The 25450-nt window shown below is 73.0% G+C and carries 27 protein-coding genes; 10 read left to right on the top strand and 17 right to left on the bottom strand.

Translation table 11 applies throughout. The annotated features are described in order from the left end of the window. Positions 1 to 413 precede the first annotated feature (413 nt). From Aru02nite_RS21270 to Aru02nite_RS21255, 4 genes are all read right to left on the bottom strand, one after another. Positions 414 to 1037 (bottom strand): HNH endonuclease, encoded by a 624-nt coding sequence (locus tag Aru02nite_RS21270; protein ID WP_203660324.1) that lies wholly within the window; start codon positions 1035 to 1037, stop codon positions 414 to 416. An 858-nt stretch (positions 1038 to 1895) separates the two neighbouring features. Next, complete coding sequence (locus Aru02nite_RS21265; RefSeq protein ID WP_239076841.1) at positions 1896 to 2156, bottom strand: site-specific integrase; 261 nt, start codon at positions 2154 to 2156, stop codon at positions 1896 to 1898. Between the two features lie 68 nt (positions 2157 to 2224). Next, the gene (locus Aru02nite_RS21260; protein ID WP_203660322.1) at positions 2225 to 3349 is read right to left on the bottom strand and encodes a serine hydrolase domain-containing protein; all 1125 of its coding nucleotides are present in this window, start codon (positions 3347 to 3349) and stop codon (positions 2225 to 2227) included. 9 nt (positions 3350 to 3358) lie between these two features. After that, positions 3359 to 3964 carry a TetR/AcrR family transcriptional regulator gene (locus tag Aru02nite_RS21255; protein WP_203660320.1) on the bottom strand — a complete coding sequence of 202 codons (606 nt, stop codon included), beginning with the start codon at positions 3962 to 3964 and terminating at the stop codon, positions 3359 to 3361. Positions 3965 to 5055: 1091 nt separating this feature from the next. Here Aru02nite_RS21255 and Aru02nite_RS21250 point away from each other — a divergent pair. Continuing rightward, a complete protein-coding gene (locus tag Aru02nite_RS21250) occupies positions 5056 to 6036 on the top strand; it encodes an ATP-binding cassette domain-containing protein (RefSeq protein ID WP_203660318.1) in 981 nt (326 codons plus the stop codon). After that, the gene (locus Aru02nite_RS21245) at positions 6033 to 6824 is read left to right on the top strand and encodes an ABC transporter permease (RefSeq protein WP_203660316.1); all 792 of its coding nucleotides are present in this window, start codon (positions 6033 to 6035) and stop codon (positions 6822 to 6824) included. Before Aru02nite_RS21250 ends, Aru02nite_RS21245 begins: the two co-directional genes overlap by 4 nt. Before the next feature lie 11 nt (positions 6825 to 6835). Here the strand turns inward: Aru02nite_RS21245 and Aru02nite_RS21240 are convergent, their stop codons facing one another. Continuing rightward, a complete protein-coding gene (locus Aru02nite_RS21240; protein WP_203660314.1) occupies positions 6836 to 7498 on the bottom strand; it encodes a tetratricopeptide repeat protein in 663 nt (220 codons plus the stop codon). Positions 7499 to 7565: 67 nt separating this feature from the next. Next, positions 7566 to 8390, bottom strand: a complete 825-nt coding sequence (ddaH, locus tag Aru02nite_RS21235; RefSeq protein WP_345710119.1) for a dimethylargininase — start codon at positions 8388 to 8390, stop codon at positions 7566 to 7568. A 130-nt stretch (positions 8391 to 8520) separates the two neighbouring features. Between ddaH and Aru02nite_RS21230 the strand changes: the two genes are divergently transcribed. Then, entirely contained in the window at positions 8521 to 8979 is a 459-nt protein-coding gene (locus Aru02nite_RS21230) for an Lrp/AsnC family transcriptional regulator (protein ID WP_203660312.1), read from the top strand. 152 nt (positions 8980 to 9131) lie between these two features. Next, positions 9132 to 9740 carry a superoxide dismutase gene (locus Aru02nite_RS21225; RefSeq protein WP_239076840.1) on the top strand — a complete coding sequence of 203 codons (609 nt, stop codon included), beginning with the start codon at positions 9132 to 9134 and terminating at the stop codon, positions 9738 to 9740. A 158-nt stretch (positions 9741 to 9898) separates the two neighbouring features. Here the strand turns inward: Aru02nite_RS21225 and Aru02nite_RS36785 are convergent, their stop codons facing one another. The 4 genes from Aru02nite_RS36785 to mobA form a co-directional block, all read right to left on the bottom strand. After that, entirely contained in the window at positions 9899 to 13003 is a 3105-nt protein-coding gene (locus tag Aru02nite_RS36785) for a helix-turn-helix transcriptional regulator (RefSeq protein WP_239076839.1), read from the bottom strand. A gap of 49 nt (positions 13004 to 13052) precedes the next feature. Next, the gene (locus tag Aru02nite_RS21215; protein WP_239076838.1) at positions 13053 to 14105 is read right to left on the bottom strand and encodes a T3SS (YopN, CesT) and YbjN peptide-binding chaperone 1; all 1053 of its coding nucleotides are present in this window, start codon (positions 14103 to 14105) and stop codon (positions 13053 to 13055) included. 303 nt (positions 14106 to 14408) lie between these two features. Beyond that, entirely contained in the window at positions 14409 to 14660 is a 252-nt protein-coding gene (locus Aru02nite_RS21210; RefSeq protein ID WP_203660310.1) for a DUF6457 domain-containing protein, read from the bottom strand. A 7-nt stretch (positions 14661 to 14667) separates the two neighbouring features. Next, entirely contained in the window at positions 14668 to 15297 is a 630-nt protein-coding gene (gene mobA / locus Aru02nite_RS21205; RefSeq protein WP_203660308.1) for a molybdenum cofactor guanylyltransferase, read from the bottom strand. A gap of 92 nt (positions 15298 to 15389) precedes the next feature. Here mobA and fdhD point away from each other — a divergent pair, with 92 nt between their 5' ends. Continuing rightward, on the top strand, positions 15390 to 16214 hold the full coding sequence (fdhD, locus tag Aru02nite_RS21200) for a formate dehydrogenase accessory sulfurtransferase FdhD (RefSeq protein WP_203660306.1): 825 nt from the start codon (positions 15390 to 15392) through the stop codon (positions 16212 to 16214). Between the two features lie 50 nt (positions 16215 to 16264). Here fdhD and Aru02nite_RS21195 read toward each other — a convergent pair whose 3' ends face one another. Both Aru02nite_RS21195 and Aru02nite_RS21190 read right to left on the bottom strand, forming a co-directional pair. Continuing rightward, the gene (locus Aru02nite_RS21195) at positions 16265 to 17260 is read right to left on the bottom strand and encodes a DUF4192 domain-containing protein (protein WP_203660304.1); all 996 of its coding nucleotides are present in this window, start codon (positions 17258 to 17260) and stop codon (positions 16265 to 16267) included. A 157-nt stretch (positions 17261 to 17417) separates the two neighbouring features. Continuing rightward, on the bottom strand, positions 17418 to 17951 hold the full coding sequence (locus Aru02nite_RS21190; protein WP_203660302.1) for a GNAT family N-acetyltransferase: 534 nt from the start codon (positions 17949 to 17951) through the stop codon (positions 17418 to 17420). A gap of 120 nt (positions 17952 to 18071) precedes the next feature. Between Aru02nite_RS21190 and Aru02nite_RS21185 the strand changes: the two genes are divergently transcribed. Both Aru02nite_RS21185 and Aru02nite_RS21180 read left to right on the top strand, forming a co-directional pair. After that, positions 18072 to 18938: a fructosamine kinase family protein gene (locus Aru02nite_RS21185; protein WP_203660300.1), complete on the top strand. Its 867-nt coding sequence runs from the start codon at positions 18072 to 18074 to the stop codon at positions 18936 to 18938. A 48-nt stretch (positions 18939 to 18986) separates the two neighbouring features. After that, positions 18987 to 19718, top strand: coding sequence for an alpha/beta hydrolase (locus Aru02nite_RS21180; protein ID WP_203660298.1), 732 nt, complete (start codon positions 18987 to 18989; stop codon positions 19716 to 19718). A 21-nt stretch (positions 19719 to 19739) separates the two neighbouring features. Here the strand turns inward: Aru02nite_RS21180 and Aru02nite_RS21175 are convergent, their stop codons facing one another. Continuing rightward, positions 19740 to 20930, bottom strand: a complete 1191-nt coding sequence (locus tag Aru02nite_RS21175) for a DUF8462 domain-containing protein (RefSeq protein WP_203660296.1) — start codon at positions 20928 to 20930, stop codon at positions 19740 to 19742. Positions 20931 to 21040: 110 nt separating this feature from the next. Here Aru02nite_RS21175 and Aru02nite_RS21170 point away from each other — a divergent pair, with 110 nt between their 5' ends. Beyond that, complete coding sequence (locus Aru02nite_RS21170) at positions 21041 to 21904, top strand: GNAT family N-acetyltransferase (protein ID WP_203660294.1); 864 nt, start codon at positions 21041 to 21043, stop codon at positions 21902 to 21904. A gap of 28 nt (positions 21905 to 21932) precedes the next feature. Here the strand turns inward: Aru02nite_RS21170 and Aru02nite_RS21165 are convergent, their stop codons facing one another. From Aru02nite_RS21165 to Aru02nite_RS21150, 4 genes are read right to left on the bottom strand one after another with little or no spacing between them, the layout of a single operon-like run. Then, a complete protein-coding gene (locus Aru02nite_RS21165; RefSeq protein WP_203660292.1) occupies positions 21933 to 22508 on the bottom strand; it encodes a TetR/AcrR family transcriptional regulator in 576 nt (191 codons plus the stop codon). Beyond that, entirely contained in the window at positions 22501 to 23301 is an 801-nt protein-coding gene (locus Aru02nite_RS21160) for an alpha/beta fold hydrolase (RefSeq protein ID WP_203660290.1), read from the bottom strand. Before Aru02nite_RS21160 ends, Aru02nite_RS21165 begins: the two co-directional genes overlap by 8 nt. Positions 23302 to 23320: 19 nt before the next feature. Beyond that, positions 23321 to 23773, bottom strand: coding sequence for a cytidine/deoxycytidylate deaminase family protein (locus tag Aru02nite_RS21155; RefSeq protein ID WP_203660288.1), 453 nt, complete (start codon positions 23771 to 23773; stop codon positions 23321 to 23323). Then, on the bottom strand, positions 23766 to 24452 hold the full coding sequence (locus tag Aru02nite_RS21150; protein ID WP_203660286.1) for a RibD family protein: 687 nt from the start codon (positions 24450 to 24452) through the stop codon (positions 23766 to 23768). The genes Aru02nite_RS21155 and Aru02nite_RS21150 overlap by 8 nt, the downstream gene beginning before the upstream one ends. Before the next feature lie 86 nt (positions 24453 to 24538). Between Aru02nite_RS21150 and Aru02nite_RS21145 the strand changes: the two genes are divergently transcribed. Both Aru02nite_RS21145 and Aru02nite_RS21140 read left to right on the top strand, forming a co-directional pair. Further along, complete coding sequence (locus tag Aru02nite_RS21145) at positions 24539 to 24877, top strand: hypothetical protein (RefSeq protein WP_203660284.1); 339 nt, start codon at positions 24539 to 24541, stop codon at positions 24875 to 24877. Positions 24878 to 24933: 56 nt separating this feature from the next. Beyond that, the gene (locus tag Aru02nite_RS21140; protein ID WP_203660282.1) at positions 24934 to 25158 is read left to right on the top strand and encodes a cold-shock protein; all 225 of its coding nucleotides are present in this window, start codon (positions 24934 to 24936) and stop codon (positions 25156 to 25158) included. The last annotated feature ends 292 nt before the right edge of the window (positions 25159 to 25450 follow it).

Raw genomic sequence — 25450 nt, 5'->3', positions numbered from 1 at the left:
GGATCAAGGCGCCGCGCAAGCGCGGCGCGGCGCCGGCCCGACGGCGGTAAGGCCCGGCCCCGCCGGCTGACGCCTCTGGGGCCGGAGCGCCGCCGCCGAACCGGCGCCATACCGAGCACGACGAGAAGAACCACGAGACCGATGAGGGTTGCGGCCCACGATCGCCCTGTGCGGTCACCGCGGCCGGTAGTTCCGGGCGATCGACGCCAAGGTGGCCCAACCCCGGGGCCACCTTGCCACCGGACGCTGTCAGGCACCGTCGCCGCCAGCGTGGCGTAAGCCGGGCCGCCCCAGCCAAGCCAGCAGCTACACGATTGCGCCGATCGGCGCTCAGAATCACATCCATGGCCGAGCCGTTCGAGCTTCAGCGCGGCACCTCTCGCTGGCGAATCACGACGACTTTGGAACACGCGCTAGCTAACCAACCAGCTACCCTTGGCGCGATTACAGTCCCCGCACAAGATCTGGATGTTCGCTGCACTGTTACTACCACCGCGAGAGTACGGAATTATGTGATCAAACTGAAGATCACGGGTCGAGCCGCACTTGACGCACTGGCCGCCGTCGCGTTCGAAGACCTCTTCCTTCACCGGGTCAGAGATGTACCTTTTTGGACCAGGTATCTTGCGGTATGGCTTGTACAGAAATTTATGAAAAGCCTCCCTGCTGAGATAACTGATGCGTTGGAGCTCAGCAGACGGATCAGAGTCGTCAGCCACGATATGCCGCGATGCTCCAATTCCTTCCTCATAGAATCGGCTAACCTCGGCGGGCATCCACTGATCCAGGTTCCCCGGCTGCCGCATCGCGGCCTGGCGATCGCGTAACTCACACAGCCAGTCGAGGGTGACCGCCCTGGGTCTCAAGTACTTCCAGCACCTATGACAGAAAGGTGCAGTGTTCTCCGCAGTCGCCTTCTCGCCGAACATCAGGAGCAGGCCCGATTTAAACCGGACGTCACCGCGACCGTAAGGCGACCGATCTTCATCGAGATCATGGCCGTCTTCGGTCCAGGCTTCCCAGACCTCCGGAATCACGCCAAGAAACTGCCCGCATGCGATGCACTCAGGCTCGCCCGAGTCGGAGAACGTGTAGTACCGATAATGGTCGCGGTCTCGACAGGCATGGATGCAGTCGGGAGCTCGGCGACCTTCGCTGTTGGGCGAAGTGTTCTCCCAGCATGTCATACAGGCGAAGGTAGGTGCATCACACTGAAGACAGCGGTTGGCCCAGTAGCGGGCTACTTGAGTGATCGACGGAAGTTTCATAGCTCGCTAAGCTACAGCCCGGTACCGACATTTCAAGCCATGGGCGAGTTGCGGGAGAGGGTTCCTTCGGGAGAGGCAGCAACGGATCCCGGCGAAACAACAGAGGCACCCGCCGTCGGAACCGTCGGTCGATACCAGCGGTGCTCCTACTCGAATGGACACGGCGCGTCCAGGTCGCACCAGTGGCCGAAGAACCGAGCAACCGACGGACCTGACCACCCTGGCTACGCCGTGCCATTAGCGTGCCATTCGGGGTGGCCGCCGAGGGGTAGTCCAGGCCGTTACTGGCCGGTGAACGTGCAGGTCAAGGGTTATGATCGTTGATCTTGGTGCGATTCTCAAGCTGACAGTGCGGGTTCGATTCCCGTCACCCGCTCCACACCGAAAGGCCAGGTCACGGGCACTCCCCGGACCTGGCCTTCGTCGTTCCCAGCCCCCCTGTTGATCTTGCGGGCCATTAGGCCACCGGCACCAGCGCACCGGCCGCGTCCTCGTCCGGGTCGTCGCCCCGCCGGCCAGCCCGCTTCGACGCCGCCTTCTTGGATGACGCGCCACCCTTGCCCGCCGACTTCTTGCCCTTCTTCTTCGCGTCCTTCGTCTTCTTCTGTCGTGCCTTGAGCTGGCTGTTCAGCCCGGCCGCGATGGCGCGTCAGCCTCGCTGGTGGCGTGCTGGTAGATGAGCACGGCGTCCATCGAGTCGTGTCCCATTCGCGCCATCAGGTCCCGCGTACTGGCCCGGGTACTGGCTGCCAGCGTGTTGCCGGTGTGCCGCAGGTCGTGCAGGTGCAGACCGACCTTGCCGAGCGTGGCCAGCTTGTTGAAGTTGCCGCGCCGGATCGGGGCACCCTTCGGCCCGGTGAACACCAGGGCGGACGGCTCCTCGCCCACGTACTCCGACAGGTGACGCCGAAGCTCCGGTACGACCAGCGCTGCACACGCATTGACGGCTCAGGACGCTAGCGGGTCGCCTGCCGGAGCGCCGCCAGCAGCGCCATCGGTCGCTGGTCGGGCGCGGTGCGGGTCTCGTTCATGGCGTACGAGAAGCCGACGGCGTCGCCGGGCCACGCGCCGTGCCGGGAGCCGCCGAAGCCGGCGTGGCCGAAGGCGTCCGGCGCCGGGCCGAACGTTTCCAGCTCGGTGTTCAGCTCGAACCCGACCCCGTACGCCATCGGCGCGCCCCACATCGGGTCGACGCCGCGCCGCCGCTCCCATCGGCCGAGCTCCACTGTGGACGGTGCGAGCACGCGGACGCCGTCCAACTCGCCACCGGCCGCGAGGCACGCGTAGAACCGCGCCATGGACCGGGCGGTGGCGAACGCGCCGACCGCCGGGAGTCCGGCGCGCCGGAACATGGCGCTGTTCCAGAGCGTAGGCGCGTCCGCGACGGTCAGCGGGTTGTGGACCGAAACCAACAGCGGGTCGTCGGTATCCGGCAGCGGACCGGTCAGCACGCCGGGCGCGGCCGACATGACTGCGGCTCGGGCGTGGTGCTCGTCGGGGAGCCCGATCCAGACGTCGAGGCCCAGCGGCCGGGCGAACTCGTCGCCGAAGAACCCGCCGATGTCGCGCCCGTCGGTCCGCTGGACCACCTCACCGACGAGCCACCCGAAGGTGAGCGCGTGGTACATGAATTCCGCCCGCGGGTCGGTCTCCGGCGCCTGGGCGGCGAGCAGCCCCGCCATCGTCTTCTGGTCCATCAGGTCCCCGGTGGTGAACGGGGCGCGCAGGCCGGGCAGCCGGGACCGGTGCGTCAGCACGTCGGCCACCGTAATAGCCTGCTTGCCCTCGGCCGCGAACTCCGGCCAGTAGCGCGCGACCGGCGCGTCCAGGGCGAGCAGCCCGCGCTCGACGAGGAGCAGGACGCACGCGGTGACGAGGCCCTTGGTACCGGAGAAGATGAGCGGCAACGTGTCGGCCTGCCAGGAGCGGCCGGTCGCCGGGTCGGCCTCGCCGCCCCAGAGGTCCACGACAAGCTCGCCGTCGCGATAGGCGGCGAACGCGCCGCCGATCTCGCCCAGCTCAGTGAAATTGCGGTGGAACGCCTCGGCGACGGCTTCGAATCCGGGGGCGGTGAAGGTCAACGCGCCTACTCATTTCTGTCGATAGGTGACGGCGTGCAGCAGGTCCAGCGCCGCCTGTCTGGCGTCCGACGCGGCGGAACCGCGGGCGTCGGTGCCGGCGTGGTCGGCCAGGACCGTGGCGCCCTCGATGAGCATCAACAGTTGCCGCGCGAGGCGGCGCGGGTGATCGGCGCCGGCGCGTTCGGCGATGTCGATCAGCAGGTGCAGGTACCGGTCGAGGTGCCGCCCGGCGACCGCCCGCACCGGCGCCGCGTGGTGGTGCTGCACCGCCGAGTTGACGATGGCGCAGCCACGGAAGCCCGGCTCGGCGTACCAGCCGCCCAACGCATCGAAGATCGCGGCCAGTCGCGCGGCAGGGGCGTCGCCGGCCGCCTCCGCCGCGCCCGTCAGCCATCGGAGCACGCGCTCGCTGCGGGCCTCGAGGGCCGCCTCGATCAGCCCGTCCTTCGATCCGAAGTGGCGGTACAGCGTCTCCTTCGACGCACCGACCGCCGAACACAGGTCGGCCACGCCGGCGCCGTCGAGCCCGCGCTCGTACAGCAGTTCGGTCGCGGAGGCAAGAATCGCGTCCCGCGTGCGCGCTGGGTCGAGCGAGGTTCCCTTGGCCACAGGCATGCGGAAGATAGTACCGATCGGTTCGATGATTGGCCATAGTCTGTCGTAACGATCGGTTCGATCTCTGCGAGCCTTGCGATCACGCTGGTACCCCGTCGGTCCGCCCTCGGCACGGCTTCCGCGCTGGGCCTGGCCCCGGTTCGCGTACAGCCTCTTCGTCCCAGTCATGGGCAGGGCCATGCGCGGCTCGGCGTTCCCGCCGTGCGGCGACTGACACCGGGCCGACGAGGTCAGCTGGTCGCCGCCGTCGAGACGAGCTGATGTGCCCGCTGATACGACACGTCCAGCGCCGCGCCCACATCCCGCAGCGGCAGCCCCGCCTCGTGCAGCTCCTGCGCCGCGGCCCGCAGCTGTCGCGCCGCTTCGGCCTGCGACCGGGCGGGCTCCTGACGCGCTCGACTCTCGCCCGGTCTGCAGTCGTCCGCCCACGGGCGTGGCAGGAGGCTGGGGGGGTCGTCGGCCAGCGCGGATGGCAGGTTCGGCACGCCGGCGGTGTCGTCCGCAGGTACGCGGTGGTGACGGTCCCGGAGAAACGCTCGCTCTCGTTCCGTGTGCGGAACCTGCCCGACGGCCGGGTGACGTCGGGGTGGCGTCAGGCGGGGGTAGGTGGGTGGCGCGCCAGGCGGTGTTGCAGACGCCGTGGTCGCCGGGCCGGATGACGAGGCCGGGCGCGTACGGGATGCCGCTGCACCATCGGGCGTCGGTAGGTGGAACGCAGTCGAGGGCGGTACCGAGGTCGCGGACCATGCGGCCGAGCTGCCGCAGCCTGTCGTCGGCGCGGAGTACGCCGGGCCAGGGGCGTGCGGCGGGTTCGTACGTGTGGATCTTGCGGCCGTGGTCGTCGAGCACGCGCGGGGAGTACGGGAAGCCGGCGGTGAGCAGCGCGTGGACGGCGGGGGTTCAGGGGCCGGTGGCGCGGCGGACGGTGTCACCGGCGCGTACGGACGGAACCGCCGCTCAGCGGGGTCTCGACGGGCATAACTGCCGCTGCTGCCGCGCGGCCCGCGACGTACATGGAGGCCGGTTGACCGATGCCAGGGGCGACGTCATACTGACGTCACATGATGGCATTTCGACGGCAGGGAGATGACATGGTGACGACGTGGGCCGCTGACGGTACGGCGGTGTCCGCCCGCACCGCGATCGGCGTACGGGGTCTGCGGAAGTCGTACAAGGACAAGGTGGTGCTGGCCGGGATCGACCTGGACGTCCGGGAGGGCACGGTGTTCGCGCTGCTCGGGCCGAACGGCGCCGGCAAGACGACCACGGTCCGGATCCTGTCGACGCTGATCCGCGCCGACGGCGGTACGGCGCAGGTCGCCGGGTACGACCTGGACCGCGAGAGCGAGGCGGTCCGTACGGCGATCGGCGTGACCGGGCAGTTCTCGGCGGTGGACAACATCCTCACCGGCGAGGAGAACATGATCATGATGGCCGACCTGTGCCATCTGGAACGGCGCGCCGGACGTCGCCGGGCCGCCGAGCTGCTGTCCCGGTTCGACCTGGTCGAGGCGGCGAAGAAGCCCGTCCAGACGTACTCCGGGGGGATGCGGCGGCGGCTCGACCTGGCGATGACGCTGGTCGGCAGCCCGCGCATCATCTTCCTCGACGAGCCGACGACCGGCCTCGACCCGCGCAGCCGGCACACGATGTGGCAGACCATCCGCGGCCTGGTCGCCGACGGCGTCACGATCTTCCTGACCACCCAGTACCTGGAGGAGGCGGACCAGCTCGCCGACCGCATCGCCGTACTCGACCACGGGAAGCTGGTCGCGGAGGGTACGGCGGACGAGCTGAAGCGGCTGATCCCGGGCGGTCACGTACTCCTGACGTTCGCGGATCCGGTGGCGCTCGACACCGCGGCCGGGCTGGTCGGCGGGCAGCGTGACGACGAGGCGCTGACCCTGCAGGTACCGGGTGACGGGGACGTGCGGGCGTTGCGGGACCTGCTCGCCCGGCTCGACGGGGCAGCCGTCGAGGTCGACGACCTGTCCATCCACACGCCCGACCTCGACGACGTGTTCTTCGCCCTCACCGGGCATCCGACCAGCGACAAGGACGACGCGAAATGAGCACCCTCCCGTACGCGCTGCGCGACTCGACCACGATGTTCCGCCGGGACATGCGGCACGCGCTGCGGTACCCGGTGATGACGATCAGCGGGCTGGCCGTACCGATCTTCATGATGCTGATGTTCGTGTACGTGTTCGGCAACACGATGACCGCCGGGCTCGCGCACGTCAGCCCGGGGCTTCAGTACATCGACTATCTGGCGCCGGCGATCGTGATGATGGCGGTCGGGTCCGGCACCGCGGGCACCGCGATCAACCTGTGTACGGACATGACCGAGGGGATCATCGACCGGTTCCGGACCATGGCCATCACCCGTACGGCGGTGCTCACCGGGCAGGTCGTCGGCGGCGTCCTGCGTACCGCGGTGGCGTCGGTGCTGGTACTCGGGGTGGCGCTGCTGGTCGGGTTCCGGCCGACCGCGACGCCGCTGGAGTGGCTCGCCGCGATCGGCGTGGTCGTCATGTTCGCCGTCGCGCTGACCTGGTTCGCGGTCGCGTGCGGCCTGAACGCCGGCTCGCCGGGCGGCGCGAACAGCACCACGATGCCGGTGCAGTTCCTGTTGCCGTTCACGAGCAGCGCGTTCGTACCGACGGACTCGATGCCGGCGTGGCTGCGCGGGTTCGCCGAGTACCAGCCGTTCACGGCGGTCATCGACACGCTGCGCGGGCTGCTGCTCGGCACCGGCATCGGCGTACACGGGTGGCTGGCGGTGGGCTGGTGCGCGCTGATCACGGCCGTGTCGTACCTGTGGGCGCGGCGGACGTTCACCCGCAGGACGGCCGCCTGACGGTACGGGTGTCAGGTGTCGAGGTCGGTGCGGGCCTCGTCGAGCTGGCGAAGGATGCCGCGGGCGTCGCTGGCCTCGGCGAGTCGTACCCCCTCGTCCAGGTACGCGACGGCCTCGTCGGGCCGGCCCTGCGCCGCCGACACGTACGCGAGGCCGACGAGGTTCGCGGCGACGCCCGGGAGGAAGCCCAGTTCACGGCGGAGCCGGGTGGACTCGGTGAGCAGTTCCCGTGCGGCGTCGAGCCGGCCGGCGGTGTGCTCGGCGAAGCCGAGATGCCGCAACACGTACGACAGGGTGAGGCGGTCGCCGGTCTCGGTGGCGAGCGTCCGGGCCCGTTCCAGGTACGGCAGCGCCGCGTCCCCGTCGTCCCGTACGACCTGGTGGTACGCGCCGAGCCAGAATGCCGCCTCGCCTTCGCCGCGCACGTCGCCGAGCTGGCGGTACAGCTCGGCGGCGCGCTCGAAGCTGGCCGCCTCGCCCGGGTCGTCGCGGCCCTCACCGTGTTCGCGGGCGGCGAGGAACCGGGCGTGCGTGATGCGGCCCCGGGCCAGCGCCAGGTCGGCCTCGACCGCGTCCAGTTCCCGTTCCGCGGCCGGCAGCGCCGCGTCGTCCCCGCCGAACACGGCCGCCTCGTACCAGCCGTTGGCCAGTTCCAGCCTGTCCCGTTCCGTCATGCCCGCATCGTGCCGGGCGCGGGTGCCCGGTGTCAGCCGTTCATCCGGCGCGCCGCGTACGGGTGGGTCAGCGGCGGAGTTCGGCGATGCAGCACTTGACGCTGCCGCCGCCCTTCAACAGTTCGGCGAGTTCGACCGGGACCGGCTCGTACCCGCGGGCGGCGAGCTTGCCGACCAGCCCGGACGCCGCCGAGTTGAGGACGACGTGCCGGGAGTCGGACACGAGGTTCAGCCCGAACGCCAGCGCGTCCGCCTCGTCCGCGATCAGCGCGTCCGGGAACAGCTGCGCCAGCACCCGCTGCGACGCCGGCGAGAACGCGCCCGGCCAGTACGCGACGGTCTCGTCGTCGAGCGCGGCGAGCGCGGTGTCCAGGTGGTAGAAGCGCGGGTCGACGAGGCGGAGCGAGATGACCGGGCGGCCCAGCGCCTCCTGCGCCTCGGCGTGCGCGGCGACCGTCGTCCGGAACCCGTACCCGGCCAGGACCAGCCCGTTCGCGTACGCGAAGTCGCCCTCGCCCTCGTTCGTGTGTTCGGGGATGTGGAAGTCGCTCCACCCGTGCGCGAGGTACCAGGCGCGGTGGTGGGCGGCCTCGGCGCGGCGCTGCTCGTACCGGAAGCGGGCGCCGTAGACGTGCCCGTCGACGGTGAACGCGCCGTTCGCCGCGTACACCATGTCGGGGAGGCCGGCGACCGGGTCGAGGGTGTGCACCGTGTGGCCGAGCCGTACGAGCGTCTCGCGCAGCCCGCGCCACTGTTTGACCGCGAGTTCGGTGTCGACCGGGCGGTCCGTGTCCATCCACGGATTGATCGCGTACTCGACGGTGAACCGCTCGGGCGGGCACATCAGGTACTCGCGGGCGCGGGCGGTCCGGGTCTTGGCGCCGGCCAGCAGGTCGGCGAGCGGCGAGCCGGCCGGTACCACCTCGTACTGGCCGGGTCGTGGCGTCTCGATCACGCTCAGAACGGTAGGTACGCTGGAGCTTCACGGGCAGACGATTCCGTTGCGACCAGGAGGCGCTTCGTTGCGTCTTGACGACCTTGATCGGCGAATCGTTGCGCTGCTCTGCGAGGACGCCCGCTTCTCGTACGCGGATATCGGCGCGAAGGTCGCCCTGTCCGCGCCGGCGGTGAAGCGGCGCGTCGACCGGCTGCGCGCGACGGGCGTGATCCGCGGGTACACGGCGCTGGTGGATCCGGCGGCGCTGGGCTGGACGACGGAGGCGTTCGTCGAGCTGTACTGCACGGGGCGGACCACGCCGGCGCAGATCGAGCGGGCCACCCGGCGGCATCCCGAGGTGGTCGGCTCGTACACGGTGTCGGGCGGGGCGGACGCGCTGGTGCACCTGCGCGCGGCGGACATCAGCCACCTGGAGGAGGCGCTCGAACGGCTGCGCGCCGAGCCGTTCGTGACGCAGACCCAGTCGATGATCGTGCTGTCCCGGCTCGTCGACCGCCCCGCCTCGGGCCCCGCCACCTCCTGACCTTTCCCTTTCGTACCAACGGATCCGCCGTGTCGTGCCGCGGTGTCCGGGGTACGGATTCCGTCGTGTCCACCCCCCGCACCGGCGTGTCGCCCGTACTTGTTGCATAGAGTTTGCAAGAGCAAGGTACAGGCGATTGAAGAGGTGATCCCGTGTCCTACACGCTTCCCGACCTGCCGTACGACTACGGCGCGCTGGAGCCGTACATCTCGGGGCAGATCATGGAGCTGCACCACGCCAAGCACCACCAGGCGTACGTGCAGGGCAGCAACGACGCGATCGAGCAGCTCGCCGAGGCCCGCGACGGCGGCACCATCGGCCGCACGGTGAACCTGCTGGAGAAGAATCTCGCGTTCAACCTCGCCGGCCACGTGAACCACTCGGTGTTCTGGCCGAACATGTCGCCCGACGGCGGCGACAAGCCGGACGGCGAGCTGGCCGCGGCGATCGACGAGTTCTTCGGCTCGTACGACGGGTTCCGCGCGCACTTCACCGCGAACGCGCTCGGCATCCAGGGCTCCGGCTGGTCGATCCTCGCGTGGGACACGCTCGGCCAGCGGCTGATCCTCTGCCAGCTGTACGACCACCAGGGCAACCTGCCCGCCGGACTCCACCCGCTGCTCCTGCTCGACATGTGGGAGCACGCGTTCTACCTGCAGTACCGGAACGTGAAGGCGGAGTACGTGGCGTCCTGGTGGAACGTCGTGAACTGGGGCGATGTCACCGAGCGCTTCACCCGGGCCCGCGGCGTCCTGCTCTGACCCGCGCGGCGGGAGTGGCCCCGGCCGGCGTCGACCAAACGCCGACCGGGGCACCTGATCCGCGACTGCCGCGTCGTACGACCAGGGCCGGCGCGGGGCCGGCGTACGCCAGCCTAACCCCTTGTTGCCAGCAACTTGCAACAAGAGCGATGGGTACGTCAGTCGGCCTCGTCGGCCAGGATCGCCACCAGCGCGGCCCGCGACCGTACGCCGAGCTTGCGGAACATGCGGGTCAGGTGCGCCTCCACGGTCTTGACCGTGACGTGCAGGTGCGCGCCGATCTCGGTGTTCGTGGCACCCGCCGCGACCAGCCGGGCGATCTCGGCCTCCCGGCGCGTCAGCCGGCTCCCCGGAGTACCGCGGCCGGCGGCGCCGGCGAGCCGCCGCTGCTCCGACACGACCAGCCGCCGCAGCCACGCCCCACCCGTACGCTCCGCCAGCCGGCGCGCCTCCACCAGCTCCGGCTCCGCCGCCGACCAGCCCGACAACTCCGCCCGCAACGCCGCCGCGAACAGCCGGGCGTGCACCTCGTCGACGATCCACCCCACGTCCGCGAACCCGCGTACCGCCCGGGTGGCCGGCTCCTCCGCCAGCTTCGGCCGACCCGCCGCCAGCTCGTACCGCGCGCGGGCCAGCGCCAGGTACGCCTCCGAGCCGGTCAGGCCCAGCCCCGCCGCGTGCGCCTCGCCGCGGTCCAGCCAGTGCGCCGCCTCCGCGAAGTGCCCGGCCCGCACCGACATCTCCACCAGTACCGAGCACCAGTACGTCCGGTTGTACAGCTCGACCTCGGCCAGCTCCGGGCCGCCGCACGCGCGCACCATCGCCGCCGTCGGATCGGTCACGTCGTCCGCACTGTGCCGCAGCCGCGCCGCCACCCGCTGCCCGACCAGCGCGAACCAGTCGCCGTGCGGCGCGTCCGCGACCGCCTCCGCCGCCTCGTCCGCCACCGGACCCGCCGCGACCGGGCCACGCAGCCAGCACAGTACGACCGCCTGGAACGTCAACGCGAAGCCCAACATCGGCCGGTTGCCCAACGCCGCCGCCGCGTCCGCGCAGTCCTGCCCGGCGTCCAGCGCCGGCTCCAGCAGGCCCAGCCGACTCGCCGCCGAACACCGCCCCAGGTACAGGTACGGCAACGTGTCCGCCCGCCCGGCGCGCGCCGCCACCGCCAGGCCACGGTCGAAGTGCCGCAACGCATCCGCGTCCCGCTCGAACATCAACTCCGCCCACCCCAGCAGCGGCGTCGCATCGAGTACCTCGGCGAGTTCCGTGTCGCGCAAGGCATCCAGCGCGGCGCTCGCGGCGGCCACCTCGGCGCGCAGCGACGGACCCCCGCCGTACCGGATGCCGACGAACGCGGCGAGCGCGGCGACCAGCGCGTGCAACCCCGCATCCGGTACGCCGGCCACCTCGCGCCGCGCCCGCGCGAGGAACCGCGGCGCCTCCGGCGCACCGCAGAACGCCGCGCAGATCGCCGCCTCCACCGCCAGCGCCGTGATCTCCCGCCCACCCGGCCCAGCGGTCCCCGGCCCCGCGTCGTCCGGCCGCGTGGTCGTCGGCGGCGCGTTCGCCGGCCGCGTGTCGTCCGGGCGCGCGTCGTCCGGCCTCACGGTCGTCGGGCGCGCGTCGTCCGGGCGCGCGGTCGTCGGCCCCGCGGTCGCCGGTCCTGTCGGTACGCGGGCGAGGCCGGCGCCGTGCGGCCCCGAGGTCGCGAGTTCTTCGGCGACTGCGCGCTCCGGCGCGCCGACGGGATCGGTGGAGTCCAGCACGGTACGGGCGCGCTCCGGCGCGCCGACGGGATCGATCGAGTCCAGCACGGTACGGGCGCGCTGGCCGGTGGTGTCCGGGGTTTCGTGGTGCGCGGGACGTTCGGGGACGCGGTCGAGTTCGGCGCCGACCAGGCCGAGCGCCTGCCGGTGCAGGCCACGCAGCCGGTCCACCCGCGCGCTCACCCGCATCTGCCGGTACCGCCAGGGCGCGGCGGCGTCCGCGGGTGCCGGCGCGCGCAGCATCTCCCGGGCCGGTCCGGGCTGGCCGGCGGCCGCCCACGCCTCGGCGAGGCGTACGTCGAGTTCGAAGCGAAGGTCGGCGGGGGAGTCGGCGGGCAGCAGGGCGCGGGCGGCGGTCAGCCGGTCGGCGGCCAGCCGGGGTACGGCGTCGCGCGCGGAGTCCACGAGCAGTTCGGCGGCGGCGAGGTCACCGGGCTCGGCCGACCGCGCGAGATGCCGGGCGAGTACGGCGGCGGTCGCGCCACGGTCGCGGAGTTCGGTGGCGAGGTGGGCGTGCAGGGCCCGGCGCGCGCCCGCCGGCGTGTCCCGGTACACCGCGGCGCGCACCACCGGATGCCGGAACGTGAGGCCGGATCGCCCGTCCCGCAACAGATCCCGCCGGATCAGCGAGTCCAGCGCGGCACCCGCGCGTACGGCGTCGAGGCCGGCGGCGGACACTGCCAGCGACGGTACGACCTCGTCGCCGACGACCGCGGCGGCGGCCAGCAGCGCCCGCTCGTCGGCCGGCAGCCGCGCCAGCTCGGCGCGCAACTCGTACACGACGGTGGGGATCTCGGCCAGCTCCAGCAGTTCCGGATGGGACTCGTGCAGCAGCGCCGGGTCGATCTCGGCCAGCGCCCGCGCGAACTGCGGGTTGCCGGCCGACGCCGCGGACAGCCGCCGCAGCCGCGGCCCCGGCCGGATCCCCAGCAACGAAGCCAGATCCGACTCCGGCAGCGGATCCAGTTCGAGGCGGTGGTGCCAGCCGTCCGGGCGGATCAGGCGGAGCGCGGCGGCCAGCAGCGGCGGCAACTGCCGCCCCTGGTACGCCACGACCAGCAGCGCCGGCGGCGCCTCGTAGCAGAGCTGGCCGAGAAGTTCGAGCGACTCGGCGTCGGCGAGATGCGCGTCGTCCAGCAGCACCGCGTACCGCCGGGGGCCGGTGAGGCGCTCCACCAGCCGGGACGCCGTCGGCGCCGGGTCACCCAGCTCCCGCAGCAGCGGTACGAACAGGCCCGGCCGGTGGTCGGCCGCGGGCAGCGCGCCGGTACCGGTGACGACCCGGTGCCCCGCCTCCCGCGACAGCCGCCCGAACTCGGCCAGCAGCCGCGACTTGCCCATCCCCGGATCGCCCACGACCTCGACGTACGCCGGGCCCGGCGTGTCCAGGCCGGCGCGCAGCACCGCGAGCGCCGACGCCCGGCCGACGATCGCCGGGCCACCCGGCTCCGGCTCGGCCGGCTCGTGGACAGCGTGCGGACTCGTCCCGCTCATGATCACGCTCCGGACACGGTGGGTGTCCGATGCTATCGAGCGGAACGGGTCAGAGGTACATGCCGGTGCGCTCGGTCCGCGGGCCTGTCTTGTCGCCCTCGCCGAAGAACCGCTTGCCGCCGAAGTCGCCCTGCAGCCGGTCGTCCAGCTCGTCCGCCAGCCGGGTCATCACCTGCAACGCCAGCATCAGGTGCGTCGCCTGGAAGTCGCGCCCGAACACCGGCACCGACGCCCACACCGTGCCCTCGGTGCAGTAGAGCCGGCCGATCGGCATCCGGCGGGTGAGCTGCGACAGCCGCTCGTACAGCCGCTCGTCCGGCTCGACCTCCGTCAGGATCGGCGAGTACACGTCGACGAGCTGCGGGTTGTCGTTGATCCGCACGAACACCATCGCGGAACCGGCGCGCACGCTGAACTCGCCGTCCTCGTCGTGCTGCAACGACTCCGGATCCGTCTTCAGGAACCCGGCGACCACCGCCCGCACCTGCTCGTCCAGCGGGATCCCGATGGCCGCGATGGCCGTCGACGCCGACACCGCGCGCCCCGCCGGCAGCACCGTGCCCGCCGCGACCGGCCGCGCCGACGCCAGCGCCGGCACCACGTCGTCCCCCACCACCGTGTACGTCAGGAACGCCGGGTGCGGCGCCCCGTACACGTCGCGCAGGGTGCGGGTGACCACGCTCGCCACGCTCGGCGCGTCGTCCATCGACGCGCGCAGCCCGAACCGGTCCGCCGTCTCCTCGACCACCCCCGGCGGCGACCACCCCAGCGCCACCAGGTCACCCACCGCCACCCGATCCAGCCGGTACTCCTCCGGCAGCCCCGCGTTGCCCACCGCGTCGGCGTGCAGCCCGGTGTCCGAGAGCACCCGCAGGACCAGGTCGTACACCGCCTCGCCGGTGCCCGTGGCGGTCGGGTCGAGGGTCACCGTCAGCCGCGCGCCGACCGGCATCGCCGGCAGCGCGGCCTCCAACGACCGGCGGAAGTCCAGCCACGCCGCGTCGACCTTGGACCTCAGGTCCACGGTGTCCGGATCGTCGAGCAGGCTCGGGCGCCCCGTCACCGGCACGATCTCGCCGGACCGATCGTTCCGCTCCCCCACGTGGTCTCTCCTCCCGAGGCCGGGCACCACGCCGTCCACCGCCGGGCCGGGGCCCGAACGGGACGGTGCACCGCCGGATGGCCGTACCGCCGTTCTGGCGCCCACCCTATCCACTCCGTCGAATCGCCTCCCGTCGATCCACCGCAGCCGTGACGTCCCCACCAAACCCGACATACCGTACGGCCCGGCCTCGGCGCCCGCACCGGGCGTGTCAGCCCGCGGCACGTGCGGCTCGCCGCCCTCTCGGGGTGGGCGCCGGCGCCCGCTGCGCGACTCATGCACGGGCCCAGCCACCCACCGTGATCAGGTGTCGGCGGTTCCGGGCCAGCGTTCGATCAGGCCGCGTACCCGTGCCGCCACCGTCGCCGGCGGCTCACCGCGCCCGACCGCCACCCCCATCAGGTACGCCGTCAGTGGAGCCGCCGGCCGCATCACGCCGTGCGCCACGTCGCGGGCGACGTCGAGCACCGCGTTCCGGTCGATGCCGCCGGTGATGCCCAGCTCGCCGCACGCCGCCTCGACCCAGTCGTCCAGGGTCTTCCGCTCATCCGCCATGCGCCCATCATTCGCCCCCGCGCGCCCGTCGCGGCGCAACGCTCCGCGGAGCGCCCCGGGTACAGGCGGCCCAGTCGGCTTCGGTGTCGCAGTCGTACCAGGGGGGTGTGGTGGCGGTGGAGCGGACGGGGACGTACGGCAGGTCGGCGAAGAAGCGGCGGACCGGAAGGTCGGTGACCCGGTCGAGTTCGGTACGGCGGCGCGCGAGTGCGTCCATCCGCCAGAGCGAGCAGAGCAACTGCGGCCGTCCACCGTCGACGTACGCCGCGCCCACGTACGGCGGTCCCGCGGCGGCGAGCGCCTCGCGCAGCACGGCCATCGCCGCACCGGTGACGTACGGCTGGTCGGCGGCCAGGACCGCGACGTACCCGGGCGTCGGCGTGGGTGTGATCGCGGCGAGGCCGGCGGCGATGGCGGCGGCCGGGCCACCGTACGGCGGGTCCTCGCGGACCACGCGTACGCCGGGCGGGACCGGTTGTGGTGGGCCGACGACGACACGGGGCGCGGCGTCCACGACCGCGGCGAGTACCCGGTGGAGCATCGGGACGCCGTCGACGGGGAGCGCGGGCTTGTGCCGGCCGCCCATCCGTACGCTCCGGCCACCGGCCAGCACGATCGCCGCGTAACGCGGGTCCATGCACCGAGCGTAGGTCGTGGCCGGGCGTACCCGGGGGCGGTCCGGGGCGCGGGAGAGGGGGACGTGCGGCAGTGCGGCGTAGTGTCGGGCGGGTGGGCAGGGTGACCGATCGGCGGCCGACCGTCCGGATCTCGGACGGTGTGGTCGACCGGCGCGCCGACACGCTGGTGGTGGAGGAGCCGCTGGAGGTCCGGGTGGACGGCGCGCCGCTCGCGGTCACGATGCGTACGCCCGGGCACGACGTGGATCTCGCGGTCGGCTTCCTCTGCACCGAGGGCGTGATCGGTTCGACGGCGGACGTGGTGTCGGCGCGGCACTGTGCCGGCGCGGACGGCGAACCCAACACGTACAACGTGTTGGACGTGGTGTTGGCGGAGGGCACGCCGGCCCCGGACGTCGACCCGACGCGGAACTTCTACACCACCAGCTCCTGCGGGATGTGCGGGAAGGCGAGCATCGACGCGGTGCGCACCCGCAGCCGCCACCCGGTCGCCGACGATCCGGTACGGGTCGGGCCGGACGTGCTGACCGTGCTGCCGGACCGGCTGCGGGCGGCGCAACAGGTGTTCGACCGTACGGGCGGGCTGCACGCGGCGGGGCTGTTCACCGCGGCCGGGGAGCCGGTGTGCGTCCGGGAGGACGTGGGGCGGCACAACGCGGTCGACAAGGTGGTCGGCTGGGCCGTACGCGAGGGGCGGCTGCCGTTGGCGGGGCTGGTCCTGATGGTGAGTGGCCGGGCCAGTTTCGAGCTGGTGCAGAAGGCGTCGATGGCCGGGATCCCGGTGCTCGCCGCGGTGTCGGCGCCGAGCACGCTCGCCGTCGACCTGGCCGCCGAGGTCGGCATGACGCTGGTCGGTTTCCTCCGCGGCACCCGCATGAACGTGTACACCGGCCCGGCCCGCGTCGCCACCGGCTGAACGCCGGCGGCCCGCCCACCGGAGACCCGCGCGAAGACCGGTCCACCGGGTCACGGCAGGTCCGGGTCGGCCGGCGCGGGACTCCATGCCTCGGGCGGCATACCGGTGGCGAGCGCCTGCGAGAGCAGCAGCGCCATCCCGTACCCGGGGTCGACGGCGAGCGCCTGCCCGAGTACGAGGAGGCCGAAGCCGGTCTCGCCCTGGCGCCAGCACAGGAACCCGAGCAGCGATGCGGGCGCCGGCAGGTATGCCGGGTCGACGCGGCGGACCACGTCCGTCCACAGTGCACGGTGCCGGTCCGGGTCGCCGGTGTCGGCGAGCGACCACGCCTCGTCGCGGACCCGGGTGACGGACAGCGCCACGCCCAGCCAGGCCACCTCCTCGTCGGTGAGCCGGGCGGCCGGATCCTCCTGGTACCGGCGGATGGCGGTGCGGACCGCGGCGCTGCTCTCGGCGATGACGCGGGTGACGCCGTCGGACGGGTCGGCCGCGTCGTCCACCGTGGCGCGGGCGTGCGCCTCGGCGCCGCGGGTGGCGCGGGACATGGCGGCCCGCTCGGGTCCGGTCACCGGCGCGATCCTGCGGGCGATCTCGGCGCGGTCGGGCAGCTCGGCGGGTCCGGCGCCGAACCGTGCGGTCGACCGGTACGTGCGGCCCTCGGGCGGGCAGCAACCCGGGTCGGCGCACACGTACGACCAGTAGCGGTCGCGGGTGGCGCGCAGGCGGTCGAGGACGTGCTGCCCGGCGCCGGTGAGGATGGTGGCGAGGCGGCGCAGGGCGGGTCCGACGTCCTCGTCCGGGCCGAAGCCGACGAGGACGACACCGGTCAGGACCTGGGCGGACAGCGCGGCGGCGAGCCGGCCGGGGTCGGGGCCGGCGCGCAGGTCGGCGCGGTAGAGGAAGACGATCCGGGCGTCCCGCAGGCCGGCGACGACGAGGCTGTCGGTCGGGTGGAACCCCAGCAGGTACGGAACGAGGGCGAGCAGGTCGGCGGCGCCGTGGGCGCGGAGGGTCGGTGTGCCGCCGGGGGCGGGAGCGCGGGTCATGCGGCAACCGTCCGGGTCGCCGCGACGGTCGTCCAGCAGTACCCGGTGGGCTGTGGACGGGTTGTCCACAGCTGTTACGGCATGATCGGGCGATCCCCGGACCAAATACCCCAGGCGTACACGGAGGGCGACGGCACCGACCGTCCACAGAGGACGGTCAGTACCGGAAGCGCAGGCCGTGCAGGTCGACGCCGTCGCGGCGCGGCGGGGCGGAGTCGGTCAGGTCGAGGGTGAGCGTCACGTGCGCGAGCACGTCGTACCCGGCGCGGCGGAACGACCGGATCGCGGCCATGTTCCGGGTGGACGGCGAGACGGACAGCTGCCGCAGCCGGCGCCGGCGGGCCTCCGCGGCGACCCGGTCCAGCAGGGCGTGCCCCACCCCCGCCCCCCGGTACGGCTCGGCCACGACGATCGGGTCCACCTCGCCCCGCCGGCCGTGCAGTACCAGGCCCACGAAGCCGATCACGCCCGCCTCGGCATGGTCGGCGACCCACATCCCGGACAGGTCGAGCCGCGCCACGAAGTGCTCGAACCCGGCGCCCGGGTCGTTCTCGCGCGGCGCGTCGTAGCGTCGGCGGTCGTCCTCGGTCAGCTCGGCCCACAGCTCGCGGCACGCGCGGTGGTCCAGCGGGCGGAACGGGCGGACCGTGGTCTGGGTGGTGACCGGCGTCCCGGTCGCGGTGTCAGCCATGCCTTCTGCATACTCTTCCGACCGCCTCCGCGCCTCCCAATGCCCGCACCCACCTGCGGGTACGCCCGCGCGGCGGTGCGGTGACCCCGGGCGCCCGGCGCCGGCCAGTACGCTGCCGGGGTGGACCTCGGTTACCTGCGCGAGCACCCGGGCCAGCTCGCCACGTTCCTGAAGCACCAGCGGATCCGTACGACGCCGGTGTCCGGGGGGTCGATCTGCCGGGCCGAGCGCCTGACGCTGGACGACGGTACCGACGTGTTCGCGAAGAGCCGGGTGGCGGCGCCGGACGGGTTCTTCGACGCGGAGGCCGCGGGGCTGCGCTGGCTGCGCGAGGCCGGCGGCGCACCCGTACCGGAGGTTCTGGCGGTCACGCACGACATGCTCGTACTGGCGTGGATTCCGCAGGGCGAGCCGTCGCCGGCCGCGGCGGAGCGGTTCGGCCGGGAGCTGGCCGCGACGCACCGGGCGGGCGCACCACGGTTCGGCGGGGACCGGGACGGTTTCCTCGGCACGCTCCCGCTGGACAACCGCCCCGGGCCGGCGTGGCCGGCATGGTTCGCCGAGCACCGGCTCCGGCCGTACCTGCGGAGGTCGGTGGACAACGGCGCGCTGGACGGCGCCGACGCGGGCCGGGTGGAGGCGGTACTGGCGCGGATCGGCGCGCTGGCCGGGCCGCCGGAACCGCCGGCCCGGCTGCACGGCGACCTCTGGCCGGGGAACGTGGTGTGGGCGCCGGACCGCGCGTGGCTGGTCGACCCCGCGGCGTCCGGCGGGCACCGCGAGACGGACCTGGCGATGCTGCGCCTGTGGGGCGGCTCGCCGTACGTGGACCGGACCCTCGCCGCGTACGACGAGGTCTGGCCGCTGGCCGACGGCTGGGCCGAGCGTGTCCCGCTGCACCAGCTGCACCTGCTGCTCGCGCACACCGCGCTGTTCGGCGCCATGTACCGCGGGGAGGTTCTGGACGCGGTGCGCGCGCTGTCCTGATCCCGTTCCGTGACCGGGGTGCGACCGGGGCGGCCGTACCGTCGGCGGATGCGGAGACTGACGCTCGCGGTCCTCGTCGGGCTGGCCGGCTGCACGCTGACCGCCTGCGGCACGTCCCACCCGTCCACCCGCGCGAACCCGACCGCGACGGTACGGCCGAGTCCGTCGCCGAGCTGCCCGGAGGCGGGCGGCACCCGCATCACGTTCGGTGCCGATCACGCGCACGGCCCGCTGTACGGGTCGGGCACCAGCGGTGTCGTCCTCGTCAACCAGAGCGACCGGGACTGGTGCGGCTGGTTCCCGCTGCCGTCGGCGATCGGCGACGAACGGCATCCGACCCGCCGCTACCTGGGCTTCGACACCGCCCGGGACGGTACGGTCGCGGACGTCGCGCACGCGGTCGCCGAGCTGCGCCGGCGCGGCGTCACGCACGTCGTACTCGTCGGCGCGTCGGCCGGTGCCCGGGACGCGCTGGTCGCCGCCACGAGGATCACGCCGCGGGTCGACGCGGTCGTCGCACTGTCCCCCGAGCGCCGGGCGTACGTGCTGGCCGCGGCGCCGAAGCTGCGCGTACCGGTGCTCGTCGCGAGCGCCGCCACGGACACCTGGGTACCGGCCGCGGACGCACGGGCGATCGCCGCGGCGGTGCCGGCGGAGTACCGGCACGAGGTGGTGGTGCCGGGGTCGCGGCACGGCATCGACCTCGCCACGTACGACGCGCCGGCGGCGGGGCGGACGGCGATCACCGCGTTCCTCACCCGGTACGCGCCGGCCCGGTGATGTTTCACGTGAATCGAACGGTCAGACCGGCTGGGTCCGCAGGTACCGGCCGAAGTGCGGGACGGTGAAGGCGACGGTGCCGCGCTCGCCGGAGTAGATCAGGCCCTTCTTGATCAGCGAGTCGCGGGCCGGCGAGAGGCTGGAAGGCTTGCGCCCCAACGACTTCGCGATGTCCGATGTGGACACCGGGCCGTCCGTGTCGGACAGCTCGGCCATCCCCCGCATGTACTCCCGCTCGGCCGGCGTGGCCCGGTCGTACCGGGAGCCGAAGAAACCGACGGCGAGCTCGGCCTCGGCCTCCGGCGCGGCGACCATGACGTCGGCGGCGGTCACCGGCGACGCGGGCGCGTTGTCCCACGTCGCCTTCCCGTACGCCTGGACGAAGTACGGGTAGCCGCCGGACAGCTCGTACAGCCGGGCCAGCGCGGACGGCTCGAACTCGACGTCCTCGCGCTTCGCCGGCGCGGTCAGCGCCCGGTCGGCCGCGTCCGGCTCCAGCCGGTCGATCCGGGTGTACCGGAACAGCCGTTCCGAGTACGACTTGGAGGCGGAGAGTACGGCCGGGAGGTGCGGCAGGCCGGCGCCGACCACGATCAGCGGCCCGCCGAGCTGCGACAACTCGTGGCACGCCGCGCACAGCGCCGACGCGTCCGCCAGCCCGACGTCCTGCATCTCGTCGATGAACACCGCGATCCCGGTACCGACGTCGGTCGCGATCCCGGCCGCGTCGGTGAACAGCTCCACCAGGTCGATCTCGATGTCGCCGGAGTCCGCCCGCCCCGACGCCGCCGGTACGTCGATGCCCGGCTGCCACCGGTCCCGCAGCTTCGCGTTCGGCGGGTTGGACCGCAACGCGAACGCCTTGAGTACGCCGAGGAAGTCGTCGATGCGGTCCGGCGCGCGGTGCCGCGGCGCCAGCTCCCGCACCGCCATGTGCAGCGCGGAGGACAGCGGCCGGCGCAGCCCCTGGTCCGGCCGCGCCTCGATCTTCCCGGTACCCCACAGGCGGCCGATCGCCTGGCTGCGCAACGCGTTCAGCAGGACGGTCTTGCCGACACCGCGCAGGCCGGTGAGGACCAGGCTGCGCTCGGGCCGGCCGCGCGCGACCCGTTCGAGTACGACGTCGAACGCGGCGACCTCGCGGTCACGGCCGGCCAGCACCGGCGGCCGCTGTCCGGCACCGGGCGCGTAGGGGTTCCGCACCGGATCCACGTCTGGCACCGTATCGCGCGTTCTAGCGCGAACCGTAGATTCGCCCGGCGCGTCGACACCGTGCGCGAAACCGCGTTGCGCGGCGTACCCGGGGCGGCGAGGCTGGCGCGGTGATCCGTACGGACGGCGCGGACCTCCCCGTGATGCAGGCGTTGACGGCGCGGCTGTGGACGCCCGGCGCGCGGTGGCACGTGGGCGACGTGGCGTGGGGGCGCGCCGCGTACCGGGGCCGTGAGCGGCCGACCGCGCGGTGGGAGCGGGACGGCCGGACCGTGGCGTGGGCGTGGCTGGAGGCCGGCGAACTCTGCTGGCTCGCCGACCCGTCCGCCGACGCCGCCGACGTGGTACTCGACTGGGCGCCCGGCGCGCGGGAGACGATGGTGATGGCCGGCGACCGGCCCGCCGTCGACGCGCTGACCCGCCGCGGCTGGAGCGTGGCCGACGGCCCCTGGTTCGACCATCTGGTACGGGATCTGGCGGGGTTACCGCCGCTCGGCGCCGGCCCCGCCGTACGCCCGGTCGACCCGACCGACGACGCCGACGTACTGGCCCGCGCCGCCGCGCACCGCGCCGCGTTCGACCACCTCGTCGGCCACACCCCCGGTACGCCGGGCGAGCCGGACCCCGCGCGGCACCGGGCCGTCACCGGGACCTGGCCGTACCGGGCGGATCTGGATCTGGTGGCCGAGGTGGACGGCACGATCGCCGCGTACTGCCTGCTCTGGTTGGACGAGGCGAACCGGGTCGGGCTGCTCGAACCGGTCGGCACCGATCCACGGTTCCGGCGGCGCGGGCTGGCCCGCCGCGTCTGCCTCGCCGGCCTGCACGCGCTGCGCCGCGCCGGTGCCACGCGCGCGCTCGTCTGCCCGCGCGGCGACCCGGGATACCCGGTGCCGGGCGTGCTCTACCGGGACCTCGGCTTCACGTACGTGGACCGGACGGTCACGTACCTCGCGCCGTATCCGGCTGTCTAGCGTCACCGCTAGATCGGCGTAGAGCGCGCTACCGACCGGCGCGGTCGATGTGCGCGTGCAGGCCGGCGACCAGCGTGTCCACCAGGGCCTGGAAGCTGTCGTCGATCTTCTCCGGCCGCCCGAACCCGCCGCCGATCTCCAACTGCACGAAGCCGTGCGCGGCCGCCCGCAGCCCGCGGATCACGTGGATCGCGTCCGCGCCCTCGACGCCGTACCCGCGGAGCACGGCGGCGAACACCAGCACCACGCTCTCGCCGGCCCGGGTCAGCTCCGGATCGGTACCGGGCCGCTGCGGCAGCGCCGCGTACCGCTGCGGATGGTCCACCGCGTACGACCGGTAGGCGTGCAGGACGGCGGCGAGCGCGTCGTCCCGGCTGCGGCCCATCGCCGCGTCCGCGCAGCGGGCACCCAACTCGTCGAGCACCCGTACGCCGACCTGGTCGCGCAACGGCCCCAGCCCCTTGACGTGCTTGTACAGCGAGGGGGTGGCGACACCGGTGTGCGCGGCGACCGCGGCGAGCGTCAACCCGTCCACCCCGTGCTCGTCGAGTACGGCGAGGGCGGCGTCGACGACCGCGTCACCGTTCAGCCCGGCCCTAGGCATCGAACGCCGCCTTCAACAGCGCCAGTACGGACGGGGCGACGGCGTCGGGCGACTCGGCGGCCGGGTAGTGCTTCACGCCGTCGATGATCTCGACCGTGGCGTGCGGCAGCAACCGGCGGGCCTCCTCGGCCTGCGCGGCCGGGTCGGGGAAGTCGGGGTCCTTCGAGCCGTACAGCACCAGCGTGGGGCAGTCGACCGCGGCGATCGCGGCGTTCGCCTCGGACTTGTCGGCGAGGCCCATCGCCCTCACCGCGGTCATGCCGTTGCGCTTCAGCCCCGCCCGCACCATCCCCCGGTACTCCGCGAAGTCCGCCGGCAGCGTCGCGTACAGCGACTTGTAGTACGTGAGCCAGAGCGGGACGCGGCTCATGACCTGGCCGCTGATCAGGCGCAGCAGCGGGTTCATCGCCGGGTTCGAGGTGAACATGCTGATCAGGACCAGGCCGACGACCTTCTTCGGCTCGCGGGCGGCGGCCCACACCGCGCTGCTCGGCGAGTACGACGTGCCGACGAGGACGGCGGGGCCGCCGAGGTGGTCGACGAGGGCGAGCAGGTCGGCGCCGACGGCCTCCGGCGCGTAGCTGTCCCAGCGGCCGGTGGAGTCGCCGTGGCCGCGCAGGTCGACGGTCGCCACCCGGTATCCGGCGGCGACCAGCCGCGGCGTCAGGAACCGGTACATCTGCCGGATGTCGCCCATCCCGGGCGCGCACACCACCAGCGGCCCGTCGGCCGGGCCCTGCACGTCGTAGCCGAGCCGTCCGCCGGGCACCTCGAGGAACTGCGCGTTCGTCATAGCCATAAAGCTAATGTCATTAGCCAGTACTGTCAAGCCCCGGCAGATGCGCGTTGACCTCCCGTACCAGCGGCGCCAGCTCCGGCAGCTCCACCACCGTCAGGCCCGCCGCCGCCAGCTCCTCCGCGCCGTGACAGTCCACGAACAGCGCCGGCTCCCGCCACGCGAACACCACCCGCGCCGCCCCCGACGCCACGATCAGCTGCGTACACGTGCGCGGCCGCGACCTCCGCCGGCTGCACGGCTCCAGCGAGCTGTACACCGTCGCCCCCGGCGCCGACCCACCCAGCTTCGCCAGCGCCGACTCCTCCGCGTGCACGTGCTCGTCCACCTCCCGGGAGTACCCGCGGGCCAGTTCCGTGCCGTCCGCCGCGACGACCACCGCACCCACCGAGAACGCGCCCGTCGACGGCGGACAGTGCCGCGCCTCCTCGACCGCCACGCGCAGCCAGTACCGGTCCGCGTCACTCATCCGGCACCCCCAGCAGGAACCGCAGCAGTACGACATCGCCCAGCCGGCGCGTCTCCGCCAGCCGCATCCGGTGCTTCGCATCCCACCGGTACTCCCCGGGCCCGACGAACCGCGGCGCGTCCGCGTGCCCCACGAACAGCGGCGCCACGACCAGGTGCAGCTCGTCCGCCAGGCCAGCGGTCAGGAACCACGTGTGCACCGCGCCGCCGCCCTCCACCAGCAGCCGGCCCACACCGCGCGCCGACAGGTCGGCCAGGATCGCGCCGAGATCGACCTCCTCGCCCGCGTCCACCACCGTCGTCGACCCGGCCAGCGCGTCGACAAGGCGCGCCGCGACCGCACTCGGCGCGTACACGAGCTTCGAGGCGGGGCCGGCGGTGAAGAAGCGGGCGTCGGGCGGCAGCTCGCCGCGCCGGGTCACTGTGACCTTGAGCGGCTGCGGCGGCCGACCCTCCGCCGTACGATGCTCGGCCCGGACCGGCGTGACCATCAGCCGCGGGTCGTCCCGGCGTACCGTGTTCGCGCCGACGAGGATCGCGTCGCACTCCGCCCGTACCGCGTCGACCCGGTCCAGATCGGCCTCGCTCGACAGGACCAGCCGGGAATCGCCCGCGTCGTCCAGGTAGCCGTCGACGGACATCGCGGCGCTGAGCACCACGTACGGTCGGGAGTCAGGCATCACGACCACCCTCCGCCGGCAAACTCGGGGTCCTTTCAGGGTGCCAGCACCATGGCGGCACGGCTCCGGGCGCGCACACTGGACTCATGGGCTCCATCATCGACCTCATCGCGACGATCGTTGCCGTTGTCGGCCTGCTGGTCGCGCTCGGCCACGACGGATACCTGCTGGTTCTCGGGTCGGCCGCGAAGAAGCGGACCGGCGGCGAGCCGGTACAGCGGTTCGTACGCGGACGCTGGCCGGTCGCCATCCTCGCCACCGTCGGCGCGATCATCGGACTCGCCCTCACCGGTGGCGGCGCGTTCTCCGACATCGTCGGTCTGCTCGTCGGCGCCGGCAGCGGCTACGCGGCAGCCAAGGCGCTGTCCACCACCCGCAAGAAGTTCCTCGGCGGGCCCGGATACCCGGAGCTTCCCGGCAACTGACCCGTTCGGCGACCCTGGCATGATGCGGGGTCCGGACGGTTCTTGGGGGGTACACCGTGATCGACGGGACCGCGATGTTCTTCGACTCGGAGCAAGGCTGGGGCCTCATCACGGCCGACGCCCTGCCCGAAGGCGAACCCGCCTGGGTGCACTTCTCCGTCATCGAGATGGACGGCTACCGCGAACTGTCCATCGGCCAACCCGTGACCTTCGAGTACGAGAAGGCCGACCAGGACGGCTACCACTACCGCGCGACCCGCGTACTGCCCGGGTCGGGCTGACGCGCGCCTCGGGTGCGGTTCGGCTCGGGGTGCGGTTCGCGAAAACACCCCGTGGACAGCCCCCGCCCTCCCAAAGGGGGGCACCCCGGCGACAAGTCTAGTCGGGTTGGATCCCTTGCTGCACAAGGCTGTGGACGACGCACTGGGCCTGTGGACAACGGGCCCGCGGCACCACATCGGCCTGGGCCGGAGTGCGGGTTGGGGCGCCGCCCCGGGCCAAGGCGCCGCACCGGGGTGGGGCGCCGCTTCGGGTTGCGCCGTCGCCCGGCCGTGGCAGGAGATCAAGCACCTG

Origin of the sequence: Actinocatenispora rupis (genome assembly GCF_016861975.1) — a bacterium.
In the GTDB taxonomy this organism is placed as follows: domain Bacteria; phylum Actinomycetota; class Actinomycetes; order Mycobacteriales; family Micromonosporaceae; genus Actinocatenispora; species Actinocatenispora rupis.
The sequence above is the reverse complement of the archived record's forward strand: the minus strand, read 5'-3'. Positions and strand labels throughout refer to the sequence as shown.

Bases quoted from the DNA above. Each gene is read 5' to 3' on its own strand.
- Aru02nite_RS21255 (WP_203660320.1), bottom strand. From the start codon at position 3,964: ATGCCTGTGGCCAAGGGAACCTCGCTCGACCCAGCGCGCACGCGGGAC.
- Aru02nite_RS21250 (WP_203660318.1), top strand. From the start codon at position 5,056: ATGGTGACGACGTGGGCCGCTGACGGTACGGCGGTGTCCGCCCGCACC.
- Aru02nite_RS21245 (WP_203660316.1), top strand. From the start codon at position 6,033: ATGAGCACCCTCCCGTACGCGCTGCGCGACTCGACCACGATGTTCCGC.
- Aru02nite_RS21240 (WP_203660314.1), bottom strand. From the start codon at position 7,498: ATGACGGAACGGGACAGGCTGGAACTGGCCAACGGCTGGTACGAGGCG.
- Aru02nite_RS36785 (WP_239076839.1), bottom strand. From the start codon at position 13,003: ATGAGCGGGACGAGTCCGCACGCTGTCCACGAGCCGGCCGAGCCGGAG.
- Aru02nite_RS21210 (WP_203660310.1), bottom strand. From the start codon at position 14,660: ATGGCGGATGAGCGGAAGACCCTGGACGACTGGGTCGAGGCGGCGTGC.
- mobA (WP_203660308.1), bottom strand. From the start codon at position 15,297: ATGGACCCGCGTTACGCGGCGATCGTGCTGGCCGGTGGCCGGAGCGTA.
- Aru02nite_RS21195 (WP_203660304.1), bottom strand. From the start codon at position 17,260: ATGACCCGCGCTCCCGCCCCCGGCGGCACACCGACCCTCCGCGCCCAC.
- Aru02nite_RS21190 (WP_203660302.1), bottom strand. From the start codon at position 17,951: ATGGCTGACACCGCGACCGGGACGCCGGTCACCACCCAGACCACGGTC.
- Aru02nite_RS21180 (WP_203660298.1), top strand. From the start codon at position 18,987: ATGCGGAGACTGACGCTCGCGGTCCTCGTCGGGCTGGCCGGCTGCACG.
- Aru02nite_RS21165 (WP_203660292.1), bottom strand. From the start codon at position 22,508: ATGCCTAGGGCCGGGCTGAACGGTGACGCGGTCGTCGACGCCGCCCTC.
- Aru02nite_RS21160 (WP_203660290.1), bottom strand. From the start codon at position 23,301: ATGACGAACGCGCAGTTCCTCGAGGTGCCCGGCGGACGGCTCGGCTAC.
- Aru02nite_RS21155 (WP_203660288.1), bottom strand. From the start codon at position 23,773: ATGAGTGACGCGGACCGGTACTGGCTGCGCGTGGCGGTCGAGGAGGCG.
- Aru02nite_RS21150 (WP_203660286.1), bottom strand. From the start codon at position 24,452: ATGCCTGACTCCCGACCGTACGTGGTGCTCAGCGCCGCGATGTCCGTC.
- Aru02nite_RS21145 (WP_203660284.1), top strand. From the start codon at position 24,539: ATGGGCTCCATCATCGACCTCATCGCGACGATCGTTGCCGTTGTCGGC.